The organism is Paracoccus onchidii (assembly GCF_028294535.1).
Classification (GTDB): Bacteria; Pseudomonadota; Alphaproteobacteria; order Rhodobacterales; family Rhodobacteraceae; genus Paracoccus; species Paracoccus onchidii.
Window position 1 is genome coordinate 21,398 of sequence record NZ_JAQBIE010000033.1, and the last position, 13,080, is coordinate 34,477.

General features: G+C 59.6%; 10 protein-coding genes and 1 pseudogene. 4 read left to right on the forward strand and 7 right to left on the reverse strand.

Annotated features, from left to right (window positions below):
* Nucleotides 1-22: 22 nt before the first annotated feature.
* The 6 genes from PAF17_RS18065 to PAF17_RS18090 form a co-directional block, all read right to left on the reverse strand.
* Nucleotides 23-3,769, reverse strand: a complete 3,747-nt coding sequence (locus PAF17_RS18065) for a glycosyltransferase (protein ID WP_271890493.1) — start codon at nucleotides 3,767-3,769, stop codon at nucleotides 23-25.
* Between the two features lie 153 nt (nucleotides 3,770-3,922).
* Nucleotides 3,923-4,945: a hypothetical protein gene (locus tag PAF17_RS18070; protein WP_271890494.1), complete on the reverse strand. Its 1,023-nt coding sequence runs from the start codon at nucleotides 4,943-4,945 to the stop codon at nucleotides 3,923-3,925.
* A 46-nt stretch (nucleotides 4,946-4,991) separates the two neighbouring features.
* Nucleotides 4,992-5,657 carry a sulfotransferase family 2 domain-containing protein gene (locus tag PAF17_RS18075; RefSeq protein WP_271890495.1) on the reverse strand — a complete coding sequence of 222 codons (666 nt, stop codon included), beginning with the start codon at nucleotides 5,655-5,657 and terminating at the stop codon, nucleotides 4,992-4,994.
* 221 nt (nucleotides 5,658-5,878) lie between these two features.
* Complete coding sequence (locus PAF17_RS18080) at nucleotides 5,879-6,217, reverse strand: RidA family protein (RefSeq protein ID WP_271890496.1); 339 nt, start codon at nucleotides 6,215-6,217, stop codon at nucleotides 5,879-5,881.
* Nucleotides 6,218-6,327: 110 nt separating this feature from the next.
* On the reverse strand, nucleotides 6,328-7,257 hold the full coding sequence (locus tag PAF17_RS18085; protein WP_271890497.1) for a DMT family transporter: 930 nt from the start codon (nucleotides 7,255-7,257) through the stop codon (nucleotides 6,328-6,330).
* Between the two features lies 1 nt (nucleotide 7,258).
* A complete protein-coding gene (locus PAF17_RS18090; protein ID WP_271890498.1) occupies nucleotides 7,259-7,849 on the reverse strand; it encodes a TetR/AcrR family transcriptional regulator in 591 nt (196 codons plus the stop codon).
* A 141-nt stretch (nucleotides 7,850-7,990) separates the two neighbouring features.
* On the opposite strand from PAF17_RS18090, the gene PAF17_RS18095 reads away from it, so the two are divergent.
* The 4 genes from PAF17_RS18095 to PAF17_RS18110 all read left to right on the forward strand — a co-directional run bounded on the left by PAF17_RS18095 (nucleotide 7,991) and on the right by PAF17_RS18110 (nucleotide 12,889).
* Nucleotides 7,991-8,824 (forward strand): arsenate reductase/protein-tyrosine-phosphatase family protein, encoded by an 834-nt coding sequence (locus PAF17_RS18095; RefSeq protein ID WP_271890499.1) that lies wholly within the window; start codon nucleotides 7,991-7,993, stop codon nucleotides 8,822-8,824.
* Entirely contained in the window at nucleotides 8,821-9,819 is a 999-nt protein-coding gene (locus PAF17_RS18100; protein ID WP_271890500.1) for an ArsJ-associated glyceraldehyde-3-phosphate dehydrogenase, read from the forward strand. The genes PAF17_RS18095 and PAF17_RS18100 overlap by 4 nt, the downstream gene beginning before the upstream one ends.
* A gap of 17 nt (nucleotides 9,820-9,836) precedes the next feature.
* Nucleotides 9,837-11,084: an organoarsenical effux MFS transporter ArsJ gene (gene arsJ / locus PAF17_RS18105; RefSeq protein WP_271890502.1), complete on the forward strand. Its 1,248-nt coding sequence runs from the start codon at nucleotides 9,837-9,839 to the stop codon at nucleotides 11,082-11,084.
* A 143-nt stretch (nucleotides 11,085-11,227) separates the two neighbouring features.
* Entirely contained in the window at nucleotides 11,228-12,889 is a 1,662-nt protein-coding gene (locus PAF17_RS18110; RefSeq protein ID WP_271890501.1) for a GMC family oxidoreductase, read from the forward strand.
* 94 nt (nucleotides 12,890-12,983) lie between these two features.
* Here the strand turns inward: PAF17_RS18110 and PAF17_RS18115 are convergent.
* Nucleotides 12,984-13,080, reverse strand: a pseudogene (locus PAF17_RS18115) (IS5/IS1182 family transposase); the annotation flags it as partial.

The following is a 13,080-nucleotide window of genomic DNA, read 5'->3' on the forward strand; positions in this document are numbered from 1 at the left end:
CGCGTTGCTGTGCCGACCCAGACTAGCACTTTTCGCCCATCGGAAACAGGATCCGCCCCATCATGCGGGCAACCGGGTTGCGCAGGTCACGAACGAAGATGACCGGGTTCTTGGTCAACCGCTCGACGGCATCTTCTCCGCCACGTTGGCGGACCAGTGGTTTCAGCAACGGAACCCAGATACGCAAAGCCTGACGAGGACCCATCGTGCTGCCCTTGGAATAGGCAAGCCAGCGCAGTTTGGGGTGGCGCCCGGCCCAGTTGTTGCGGGCGAATTCGGCGGGATCGGCCAGCAATTCCTGTGCTAGGTCCGGGCGGCCACGATGGCGGTAAACCGTCGCGAGAAGCGGCACCGAAGACCACAGGCGCCAGCCAAAGACCCCATAATTCTCCAGCGGGCGCACCGAACGTTCCGCCTTGAACCGACGGCGCACGCCTTCATAGGCCTGATCCACGATCTCAAGTTCCTCCAGGTGAAGCGGGCATTGCAAAGGCGGCGCGGCGCGGGCTGGAAACAGCTCGGCGTCTGTCAGGTTGAAATACTCACGGGCGATCCGCTCGTTTCCCGTGGCTGCGGTCTGCATGATCCGGTCGGCGATTTCATCGGTCAGCAGCCATGGTGATGGCATTGGCAGGTCATTCGCGCGCCGCCATTGCGTCAACCTGGCCCCGGCCCGTTCGATAAAGTCCAGATAGGCTGGCTTGCTGGGGAAGGGGTGCTTGTTGTATTGCCGGATCAGCTCGACATGGGTTGTCGACAGCCGGGCATCGTTGGTCTTTTCCTTCGAAGGCGCGGGCAGGTTACGGATCTGCGGCAACCCGGTCGTTTCCGAAAAATCGTCAATAATGTCCCAGGGAATATCGCGCTGGCGCAGGTAGCGGCGGATATGAAGCGATGATTTCGGCAGATATTGTTCCCAGCTGCGCACCATCCGATCATAGTCGAGGCAAGAGGTAGCCTGTTTTTCCTCAAGCCATTTCGGAAAGCTGAGCGAGGTAGAGCTGATCGCCCCTCCGGCAACGAACTCGGCATATTGCGAATTGGCCCATTCATCCTGACGGCGCAGATAGACCACCATCTCGACGTCGAAATCCTTGAAATACTGCGCCAGCTCTGCCGATTTCGGATTCAGGAAAAACGCTTCGGAGGACAGGATGACGGTGTGAACCTTGTTACCCAGTATTGCCAGGCTGCTTGTCACATGCTGATGTAGCGAATGATCGCCATTCAGGGCATAGTTTACGAAATGCGCATGACCTGCTTGTTTGTGAGGGCGCCCCGGCTGCCAGAACAGGCCGACTTCGGGATACCAGATGCCGTTGCGCAGCAATTCGGGGCGATTGTCTTCCAGCAGATGCTGCAGAACGGTGCTGCCGGTCTTGGTGGCACCCATGTGAATGATCAGCCGCGGTCGCTTGGCGGTAGGTGCGATGTTTTCCTGGCCTGCAGTGACGCGATCGTTGCGCGCATAACCGTTCAACCCCTGCTGCAAGTCGCGCTGGGTGTCGGTATCGGGCTGACGCAGATATTCCTGATACAGGTCCTTGGCCGCGATCGGTTGCAGCGCCAGCGCCATGCGGATCAGGTCCAGTCGCTTGGCCTTTGTGGCGCCAAACAGCAACCCATAGGCATTCGCGCGCAGATGCGAGCCTGACAGTTGCGACGGATCAGGAATAAGATCCTGCGGCGACATGCCCGTGCGTTTCAGGGTGGCGCCAAGCCGGTCGATGAATTCCTTGGCCTTCCCGGACGCGTCAGCGGTTTTCCAGGCGAATCCGAAATAGAGATAGTGCAGGAACTGCGACACCTGGAAACGCGCCAGCCACCAATGCGGTGATTGTGGTTCCAGGGCCTTGTTATGTTGCAGCTGTTCGATGACCTGATCGAAGTTTTCCAGCTGATCGTTCACATCGGCCATGGTCTGGGCGCGCCGCACGGCAGAGTTCTTGCGAATGCGATAGACAACGCCGTTGCTGTCGGAAATCGACACGATCGGATCGGCCATGTAAGCCTGCAACAGGAACGCCCGTTCTTCGCGATAGGTGGTCAGGAACCGGATGTCGTGCCGGACAAGGAAATCGCGTCGATACAGCCAGTTCCAGAAATGCCGCGAATGGGCGATATGGGGGGCGTCTGTGACGCTGCTGCCTCTGACCTCGCGGCGGAAATAGGCTTCGACCTTGTCTTCGCGCAGCTTCTGGACGGTGCCGTTTTCGTCCTCGATCTGCTCATGACGCTTGCGATAGCGAACCATGTCGGCCCCATCTTCGCGGGCCATCGACACGACACGGGCAAGATGTTCCTTTTCGGGCATGTAATCATCGGGGTCGATGAACAGCACAAATTCGCCACGGGCCAGTTCGATACCCTGGTTACGGGCGAATCCTGGGCCGATATTGTCCTGACGCCTGATCAGATGGAACCGGGCATCGCGATCGCAGAATTCCTGTGCGATCTGGGCCGAGCGGTCCGGGCTGACATCGTCGATCAGGATGACTTCGAAATCCTGAAAGGTCTGGCGCTGGATCGAACCTAGACATTCCGCCAGATAGTTCTCGACGCCGTGGACGGGGATGACGATCGACACGGCCGGCGCGTTTGACGCCTCGCTCGGAATGGGGCGCACGGGCCGGTTTTCTTCGATGAAGTCCAGAACATCCTCGATCTGGGCGGGCACCTGTCCTTGGGGCAGGTGATAGATCGTGTACCAGATATAGAAGGCGTGAAACAATTCGGCCAAATCACGTGTGCGGCGGCGATGCGGCACAGTCATGCGGTCATCTGTCAGCCCCCAACCGGCATAACAGGGCGCGCCGAAGCAGACGACCTCTTTGCCGGCCAGCAGCGCCTCGAGGCCCATGCCGCTGGTGCCGACGTAAACCTTGTCGACCAGATCGAAGATCTCGAATGGGTTCACACTGTCGCGCATGATCCGCACGCGACCTTCGGATTTCATATTGTCGAAATAGCCGCGACGCTTGCCCCCCTTGACCCAATTGAGGTCTGGATGGGTCTTGACCAGAATTTCCGCATCGGGGTTCTCTGCAATCGCCGCCTTGAGCATGGCGCGAAATTCCTTGGCCGATGCGCGCCCGTAAAATGTCGAAGCGTCCGAAAAGTTCTGATCCACGACCAGCACACGGCGCGGGTAATCGGGCGATACATCGGGCCGGAAAAAGGGCTGCGAATTGTATTTCGAGATCTTGGCATCCACGATGCGCCGGATCATCCGTTCGGCCCTGTCACGCTCTGGCGGCGTCAGCTCGAAATCGCCGTTCAGCTTTTCATCCAGTCGGGTTTCGTAATCCGACATGTAATACTGGGCGCGATCGTCGAAGATATATCCCAGGCAGGCCTGCTTGGGATCGCGCGATGCCAGCGCCTCGGACCAGCTGGTGGTCGAGGCCAGGAACCCCATTTCGAAAAAGGCGACCTGATCGTCGGGACGCACATGGGGCAGCAACGCCTTGGTGCTTTCATGCGACTTGCTCATATCGTCAAGCACCGCACCATACATCAGCACCGGCGCGTCGCCGTCGATCCCGTCTTCGTCCACGGCGATCAGGTTGGGAAACAGCCGGTTCAGGTTGGCCGAGAACGCGGTTTTCAGGTTGCGCCGCTGAAAGCCGATGCGATGGGGCTCATCGGCACGGGCCAGAAAGGCGTCGCGAAAATCGGTAACCTCGTCGGTCTTGGGTCGGCCGACCAGGTTCAAGAATTTCTGATGGACCTGCTGGTCCGTCAACTGATCTTTGGTTGTGTTGCTCATCGCCCTGATCGAATCTCGGTTCTGTTGCGCCGGGGCCGTGTGGCCGCCTTGTTGTGAATGCCACCCATGATTGCACGCAGGTGGTGTTGTTTTGTTGCTCCTATAGGCGAAAACCGAGACGAAAGGTAGGTTGGCCCGCGCCATAGGAAAAAACTAGCCGTCGACCTCTGCAAGCACGCCGATCAATCCGCCACCGGCCGCGTCAAGGGGTTCCTTGCGGCGCCAGGCCATCGTGTGCTGAACCACCGGTCTTTGATCGCCCATTTCCTGCGGCAAGATCATCAGTTCTCCGTCTGCCTCCAGTGGCGGGGATTTGGGATTCCACAGCAGCAAATGTTTCAACAGCACCGGCGGCCCACCATCGCGACCGCTGATCTGCGCCGAATAAGGGCCTTTGGCGGTCTGGCCGGACCGGAAATTGATGGCCGTCTGATCCTGCGATGATAGCATGAAACATGCCAGCAACCTGCCATTCATGGGAATGCGCAGCGGCGAGGTCATCGGATATGTGTCGCAGGTGATTATTCGGTTGGCGAAAGGCTCGGATTTTGCTTGCGGGGGCGTCAGAATGCGCAGATCGCGCCCCGCAAACCCTCTTTGCGGGATGCTGTCTTCGGGAACGGTTGCGTCCTTTGCGCGGCGCAATGCCATGCGGGTCAAGGCTTTGGGGAATGCCGTTTCGGTCGAATAATGCGGATGGTCCTTGTAAAGCGCATCGACCGGCATGTCGGGGAACTTGCGCTGCCAGAAACGGCGGGCGTCCAGTGGCTTCAGGCGATAGCGGCGCAGAACCTTGGCCAGGATCTGACGGTATGTATTTGGCTCTTCTGCTTCTGCCTCGGCCTTGTTGTAAAGCAGCACCGGCAGGACGCGGTATCCCCGCCTTGCGCAGATCTCGAACAGCCAGCGGGTATGATACAGCAGCCCCCGCACCGGATTCCGGTGTTCGAAGTAGTGCGATTCATTCAATGAGTATTCCCAAAGAATGACCGGATCGGGCGGCAGATCCTTGCAGGCCAGCAGGCGATAGATGCCCATCGCGGTTGTTGCCATGCCAATGCTGAGCTTCACGACACGTTCAGGTTCCGGATGCAGCTTTTTCAGTTGGTCGACCCAACCGTCGCGCAAAAGGGAGTTCGATCCCCCGATAATCACAAGCGAGGGATCGTGGCTCATTTGTCCGCCCTAGGTGCCGATCTCATGCCGCCGGAACATCTCGACATTAGGGCTCATAGCCAAAATTCTTGAAGTCGAAGGCGAACTGATTCTGGACGATCTTGCGGGTTTCAGCGTCGTAATAGTCGGACAAGTCAATGTCTTTGTGGCCGCGCGAGGCGGTTTTCCACTGAGGCATATTCTGGGGGTCGAATTCCATTCCGACCTTTTCCGCAAATTCCTGAAGGTCATCATGCATGTGTTCGTATCGAATCACATGGGCCTTGAATTGACCCGCCGGCGTTCGGTAAAATTGCAGGTCCGTAGGCAGTCTCGGGCGCATGCGAAGCCAACTGTGGAACAATTTCCGGGCTGCTGGGAAATCCTCTTTCATCTCTGCACGAAGGTCTTTTGGCATGACATGCCAATACCACGAAATGACTTTGTCATAAGGATTTCGAATTGCGTAGACCTTGAGGTATTGCCTAAATTTCATTTTCCCGACCACGCGCTGGATGGACGCAGCCGTTGAATGTGCCCACAGCGGATCGTTGTCTTGCTCGCCGCCATTACGACCGGCAACGATACCATCTGGTGTATCGGTATAAGGGCGTCTGTGCTTCGTAGCTTCTTCGCTCGGCAGGCATGCTGCCTCCAAGATGCCCTCGATGCTGGTGCTGGCGGTCTTGTGTGTCTTGATATAGATGAACTTATGCCGGTGAGAGATGAGCAAGGCGTGTCTTTCTGACTTTGGTTGCGGCAATACTGATTGCCGGGTCTAGTGCGATTGCACAAGTATTTACAGAGCTGATTCCGGATCACCAGATTTAATCCGGACGGCGCGGCCTGTCGGCAACGGATGCCCTACCCCTGCAACTCTGCCCTCTGAGACTCGCCCCCCCGCGATCAGGCCGGGGGCGGACAATCGCGATGCCTGATCTGGCAGGGCCTGACCTAGCAGGCGGCGGTCACGATGATCTCGACGCGCAGCATGTCGCGCGCCAGTCGCGCCTCGCCGCAGGCGCGGGCAGGGGCGTGGCCTTCGGGAACCCATGCGTCCCAGACCTCGTTCATTTCGGCAAAATCGCCCATATCGGCCAGCCAGACAATCGCCTGCAGGATCTTGTCGCGCGACGATCCGGCCTCGGTCAGCAGGGCATCGATGCGCGACAGGCAATCGCGGGTCTGTTCGGCAACGCTGTCACCCGCCCCGACCTGGCCGCACAGATAGACGGTGCCGTTATGCTTGACGATTTTGCTCATCCGGGTGCCGGTATGCATGCGCTCGATCATGATATGTCCTTTCATCACTGAACTTGCACCGGGTTGTGACCGATCTGTGTGCCATCGCCAAGGGCGCGGTCACAAATTGGGGGCTGTGACTCGGGACTTGGCTCGTGCGATCAGATGCGCGCAGCTGCGCCTGTGGCGGGCTTGCGCAGCCGGGGCAAGGGGGCGGTAATGATCGCCAGACAGCCGACGACCAGCGCAACCCCGGCCCAGCCCATTGCAGGCAGGCGTTCGCCGACGATAATGACCGCAAGCATCGCGGCCACGACGGGCTCGATCAGCGTGATGGTGGTGGCGGTGCTGGCCTGCACGCGCGACAGTCCGAAGCCAAAACTGAGATAGCCCAGAAACATTGGCACGAACGCCATGTACAACCCGACCGCGGCATTGTTCCAAGAGGCCAGAAAGGGGGCGCCGGTCATGACCAGAACCGGCATCAGCAAGATGCCGCCCAGCCCGAATGTCGCGCCCATGGTCACTGCCGAACCGATGCCCCCCAGCATCATCCGGCGCGCGGTCCATGAATAAAGCGCATAGGTCAGTCCGCCGATCAGCCCCAGCAAGACCCCGGTGACGACGCGCTCGTTCCCGGTTGGCCCGCCATGTGCGGCATTTTCGGCAACGCAGATCAGGATCATCCCGATCATCCCTACGCTTGCACCCAGGATCCAGCGCATGGTCAGCCGGGTGCGGTCGGTCAGATATTCGATGACCGCAGCCAGGAGGGGCGCAGATCCGATGGTCACCACTGTTCCCACCGTGACGCCTGCCATCCTCATCGATCCATAAAAGGCCAGCGGATAGATCGCCACCGCAACCGCGCCGACGATCAGCAGCAGACGTTGTTTCATGATCGCATGGCGCGACCGTCGGATGCCCCTGATTGACAGCAGCGCCTGTCCGATGCCACCCAAACCCATCGCCGCCGCGCCGATCGCCGCGGCGCTGACTTGGGGTGCAAAGGTCGCCGCGGTGCCGGTTGTCCCCCAGACGAAGGCGGCAAAGAGGATCGCGGCCACGCCCCAAAGATATCCCCGCGCCATCTCAGAGCGCCTGCAACATGTCATCAACCATGTCGCGCGCATCCAGAAGCCGCATACTGTCGCCTTCGAGCCCGGCCCTTGCCATGGCTCCCTCGAGCAGGAACGAGATCTGGGCGGCCAGCCGTCGCGCCCTGTCGGGGCTGTGTGGCAGCAGTTCGTTCAGATGCCCGGCCAGCAGATCCTCGACCTGTTCCTTGTGCTTGCGCACCGCTTTGCGACCGGCATCCCCGGCGTCAAGCTCGGCCGCGGCATTCAACAGGCCGCATCCGCGGAACCCCCGTTCATATGCATGTTCGGCGTGGTCGCGATAGGCATCGATCACGGCCAGAATGCGCTGCTGTGGCGTGCCGGCCGGGGCCATGCGCCGCTCATACAGGTCCAGCCATTCGGCGTGCCTGGCCTCGAGATATTGGTGCACCAGATCAGATTTGGACGAGAAGTTGTTATACAGGCTTTTCTTGGCGACCCCCGCGCGTTCGACAATCGCGTCGATTCCGGTTCCGCCAATGCCGTTGTCGTAAAACAGCGATGAGGCCGCCTGCAAAAGACGGTCATGAGCAGTTCCCTTCGCCCGCGGATCCCGGTTCGGCATAATTGCTCCTCGACTAGATAATAGCCAGACCGGTATACCTACTTTTTGGAGCTGTCAAGCCTGCGCCGGGAAAGCTGGCGTCGCGCAACTGTCATTGAATTGTCATTTGGCAATTCCTCATATTTCTAATATCCATGAAATATGGAAAAAGAAACTGCCGAACAATTATCCCTGCTTGGTCACCCGCAGCGACTTGCGGTGTTTCGCCTGCTGATGCGCCGGTATCCCGATCGCATCCCTGCGGGCGAGCTGGCTTCGGTGCTGGACATCAAGGCCAGCACGATGTCGGCCTATCTGTCCGCGCTGATGCGGTCCCGGCTGATTGTGCAGGAACGTTCGGGAACATCGCTTCTCTACTCTGTCCACATGGCAAACGTGCAACGGTTCTTTGAATATATGCTTGCCGATTGCTGCCGTGGCCGTCCCGAAATTTGTATGCCCTTCAGCACAGGATCCGGCACCATGTCTGACCGCAAGTTCAATGTTCTGTTCATTTGCACCGGCAATTCGGCGCGCTCGATTTTCGCCGAATCGATCATGCGCGATGTCGCCGGGGATCGTTTCAACGTGTTCTCTGCAGGTACGCGCCCCAATTCCGCACTGAATCCCTTTGCGATTCAGGTTCTGAAGGACAAGGGACATGACGTCACGCCGCTGCGTTCAAAGAACGTGTCAGAGTTTTCGGGGCCGGATGCGCCGGATCTGGATTTCGTCTTCACGGTCTGCAACCAGGCCGCCAACGAGGAATGTCCCGCATGGGAAGGTCAGCCGGTCAGCGGCCATTGGGGTATGCCCGATCCGGTCAAGGCCGAAGGCACCGATGCGCAAAAGGCGCTGGCCTTTCAGCAAACCTATGGCGCATTGCGCAACCGTATTCTGGCTTTCACCGCATTGCCCATCTCCAGTCTGGATCGGATCGGATTGCAGGCCGCAGTGGATGATATCGGCCGTATATCCGCCGAGGACCTGGCATGACCACATATGCAGTGAACGGCCTTGGTCGTATCGGTAAACTGGCCCTCAGGCCGTTGCTGGAACGCGGCGCGAAGATCGCCTGGATCAATGATTGCGTCGGTGATCCTGAAATGCATGCGCATCTTTTGGAATTCGACACTGTTCATGGCCGCTGGAACGCGACGATTTCCCATGATGCTGAAAGCATTACCATCGATCAGGCGCGATTGCCGTTTGTCGGCGCCGCAAATCTGGCTGATCTGCCGCTGGATGGCGTCGATGTGGTGATTGACTGCACGGGGGTGTTCAAGACGGAAAGCAAACTGGCCCCCTATTTCGATGCAGGCGTGAAAAAGGTGGTTGTTTCGGCACCGGTCAAGGACGGACCGACCGCCAATATCGTCTATGGTGTGAACAATCACAGTTATGATCCGGCGGCGCATCGGATCGTGACGGCGGCGTCCTGCACCACGAACTGTCTTGCGCCCGTGGTGAAGGTCATTCACGAAAACCTCGGCATCCGCCATGGGTCGATCACGACGATCCACGATGTCACCAACACCCAGACCATGGTCGATCGTCCTGCCAAGGACCTGCGTCGGGCCAGGTCGGCGTTGAATTCCCTGATCCCGACCACGACCGGATCGGCAACGGCGATCACCCTGATCTACCCGGAACTGAGCGGCCGGCTGAATGGTCATGCCGTGCGGGTGCCGTTGTTGAATGCCTCATTGACCGATTGCGTGTTCGAGGTCGAGCGCGAGACCACACCTGCCGAGGTCAATTCGCTGTTTGAAACCGCCTCGAAGGGCGAGCTTGCCGGGATTCTTGGTTACGAGACCCGCCCCCTTGTGTCGGCGGATTACACCAATGATGCACGTTCATCGATTGTCGACGCCCCGTCGACGATGGTGGTCAACGGAACCCAGGTCAAGATCTATGCCTGGTATGACAACGAATTCGGTTATGCCCACCGCCTGGTTGATGTGGCGATGATGGTCGGGGCTGGGCTGTGAGCGGGCCAGTCAGGGGCATGTCGGCCTATATTGCGGTGACAGCGGCATATTGGGCGTTCATGCTGACAGACGGGGCGCTGAGAATGCTGATATTGCTGCATTTTCATACCCTCGGGTTTTCGCCGGTCCAACTGGCCTATCTGTTCATTCTTTATGAGCTTGCAGGAATGGTCACCAATCTTGCCGCAGGCTGGATTGCCGCGCGTTTCGGCCTGACATCGACGCTGTATGCGGGACTGGCATTGCAGGTCGTTGCCCTTCTTGCGCTGACGCAGCTTGATCCGGGATGGAGTGTCGCGGTCTCGGTTGCGTTCGTGATGTGTGTTCAGGGGGCCAGTGGCGTTGCCAAGGATCTGGCCAAGATGTCGTCGAAATCCGCCGTAAAGCTGTTGGCGCCGACCGAGGGTGGCGGGCTGTTTCGCTGGGTGGCGGTGCTGACCGGTTCCAAGAATGCCGTGAAGGGCGTCGGCTTTCTGATGGGGGCTGCCCTTTTGGGGACGGCGGGCTTCATCTGGTCGGTCCTGATCATGGCGATTGTTCTGGCGGTCATATTGGCCGGAGTCATCGCATTCATGCCCGAAGGGTTGCCCAGAGGGCGCAAGGGGGCCAAATTCTCGGAGGTTTTCTCGAAATCTCCGAATGTGAACTGGCTGTCTGCGGCGCGGGTTTTCCTGTTCGGCGCGCGCGACGTGTGGTTCGTTGTCGGCATCCCGATCTATTTCTATGCGGTCCTGTCGGATGGCAGCGAAGAGGGAAACCGCGCGGCATTCTTTCTGATCGGCACCTTCATGGCCGTCTGGGTCATACTTTACGGTGCAGTTCAGGCGGCGGCTCCGGCGATCCTGCGTGCTGCGGGGCGACCCGAATCCGAACTGATCCGATCGGCCAGGGGGTGGGCGGCGGCGCTGTTTGTCGTTCCGGCGGCCTTGACGGTGGCTGTGCTGATCACCCCACAGCCGGACATCCGGCTGACCGTGACGCTGGTTATCGGCCTGCTGGCATTTGGCGCGATATTCGCGATCAACTCATCGCTTCATTCCTATCTGATCCTGGCCTTCACTCGGGCCGAGCGCGTCACGATGGATGTCGGGTTCTACTATATGGCGAATGCGGGCGGGCGTTTGATCGGAACCCTGCTGTCGGGCCTGACATATCAGGTCGGGGGGCTTCCGCTTGTTCTTGGGACGGCGGCAGCCATGGTTGCCTTGGCGGCGCTGGCGTCGGGGCGGCTGCAAGATGGCGCACAGGCCGATATGCCAGCCTGACCGGGGCACTGTCGGGTCGTGTTCGGGCGCGGGGCCTGCGCTGCCTCGCGCCTGTCTGGACATTGCTTCTGGCCGCGCCCATTCTCGGGCGTTGAAACCGGGTGCCCCGATCGGGGTCTCGGTGGAAAACGGCGGGGGGATATATGTCGCAAGAGGTCGCAAGCTTCGATTATGTGGTGGTCGGCGCCGGATCGGCCGGTTGCTTGCTGGCGAACCGGCTAAGTGCGGACCCGTCGAATCGTGTCTTGTTGATCGAAGCCGGCAAGCCCGACAATTATCACTGGATCCATATTCCGGTCGGCTATCTGTATTGCATCGGAAATCCGCGCGCCGACTGGATGTATTCGACGCAACCGGACAAGGGGCTGAACGGACGCAGCCTGCTTTATCCACGTGGCAAGACCCTGGGCGGCTGCTCATCGATCAATGGCATGATCTATATGCGGGGGCAGGCGCGCGACTATGACAACTGGGCCGCGCTGACCGGCGAAGAGGCCTGGGGCTGGGATGCGTCGTTGCGCGACTTCATGGCCCATGAAGATCATCACAAGCTGGATGGCGGCGCGGATCCCGCAACCGGGGACAACAGCCGCTTTTCCGATCTGCATGGCCATGGCGGCGAGTGGCGTGTCGAAAAGCAACGCCTCCGCTGGGAGGTTCTGGACAGTTTTGCGCGTGCCGCAACCCAGATCGGCATTCCCGCCAGCGATGATTTCAACACCGGTGACAATAGCGGCGTCGGGTATTTCGACGTGAACCAGAAATCCGGCTGGCGCTGGAACACATCCAAGGCGTTTCTGCGGCCCGTGGCCTCGCGTCCGAACCTGACCGTCTGGACCGAGGCGCAGGTTGAAAGGCTGACCTTTGACACCGGGCTGGACGGGATGCCGCGTTGCACCGGCGTGTCGTTGCACAAGGGCGGGCGGCTGCGGCAGGTGCAGGCATTGCGCGAAACCATCTTGTCCGCAGGGGCAGTGAACTCTCCTCAGATCCTGCAGTTGTCGGGCATCGGGCCGGCGGATTTGCTGCAATCACATGGCATTACGCCGCTGCGCGATGCGCCGGTCGGGGAAAACCTTCAGGACCATTTGCAGATCCGTGCGGTGTTCAAGGTCAAGGCGCGCACGCTGAATGCCCTGGCCAACAGCTTTCTGGGCAAGGCCCGGATCGGTGCGGAATATCTGTTCAGGCGCTCGGGACCGATGAGCATGGCTCCCAGCCAGCTTGGTGCCTTTACCCGATCTGGTCCGGGGCGTCCGCATGCGAATCTCGAATATCACGTGCAGCCGCTCAGTCTCGAAGCGTTCGGCGAGAAACTGCACGCCTTCCCGGCCATTACCGTCAGCGTCTGCAACCTGAATCCGACCAGCCGCGGACATGTTCGTATCGCGTCCGCGGATTTCCGGGATGCCCCGTTGATTTCGCCCAATTACCTGGCCACCGACGAAGACCGCCAGGTTGCCGCCGAAAGCCTGAAGCAAGTGCGTCAGATCATGGCGCAACCCGCGATGGCGGGCTATCAGCCCGAAGAATACAAACCCGGCATCCAGTATCAGTCCGATCAGGAACTGGCGCGCCTGGCCGGGGATATCGCCACGACGATTTTTCACCCGGCGGGCACGGTCAAGATGGGCAGGGCGGATGATTCCAGCGCCGTTCTGGACCCTCATTTGCGTGTTAAGGGGGTTGGCGGCCTGCGTGTCGTGGATGCCAGTATCATGCCTGAAATCACCAGCGGAAATACGAATTCGCCAACCGTGATGATCGCCGAAAAGGCGGCGCGCTGGATTTTGGCCGGTCAGTAAACAACCGTGCGTCTGCCATCTTGCGGCATATGTCGATGAGGTCTGGTGAAATGGTAGCGGAGGAGGCTGCCATAGGCTCAGGACTCATTCCGATTCACAGCCAGAAGATGACAGTTGCGGCGAGTACGATCGCTGAGAAGAAGGTCTTCGGGCACCGGTCGTACCGCGTTGCAACGCGCCGCCAGTCCTTG

Coding starts and splice junctions, on each gene's coding strand:
- PAF17_RS18065 (WP_271890493.1), bottom strand. CDS start 3,769: ATGAGCAACACAACCAAAGATCAGTTGACGGACCAGCAGGTCCATCAG.
- PAF17_RS18070 (WP_271890494.1), bottom strand. CDS start 4,945: ATGAGCCACGATCCCTCGCTTGTGATTATCGGGGGATCGAACTCCCTT.
- PAF17_RS18080 (WP_271890496.1), bottom strand. CDS start 6,217: ATGATCGAGCGCATGCATACCGGCACCCGGATGAGCAAAATCGTCAAG.
- PAF17_RS18085 (WP_271890497.1), bottom strand. CDS start 7,257: ATGGCGCGGGGATATCTTTGGGGCGTGGCCGCGATCCTCTTTGCCGCC.
- PAF17_RS18090 (WP_271890498.1), bottom strand. CDS start 7,849: ATGCCGAACCGGGATCCGCGGGCGAAGGGAACTGCTCATGACCGTCTT.
- PAF17_RS18095 (WP_271890499.1), top strand. CDS start 7,991: ATGGAAAAAGAAACTGCCGAACAATTATCCCTGCTTGGTCACCCGCAG.
- PAF17_RS18100 (WP_271890500.1), top strand. CDS start 8,821: ATGACCACATATGCAGTGAACGGCCTTGGTCGTATCGGTAAACTGGCC.
- arsJ (WP_271890502.1), top strand. CDS start 9,837: ATGTCGGCCTATATTGCGGTGACAGCGGCATATTGGGCGTTCATGCTG.
- PAF17_RS18110 (WP_271890501.1), top strand. CDS start 11,228: ATGTCGCAAGAGGTCGCAAGCTTCGATTATGTGGTGGTCGGCGCCGGA.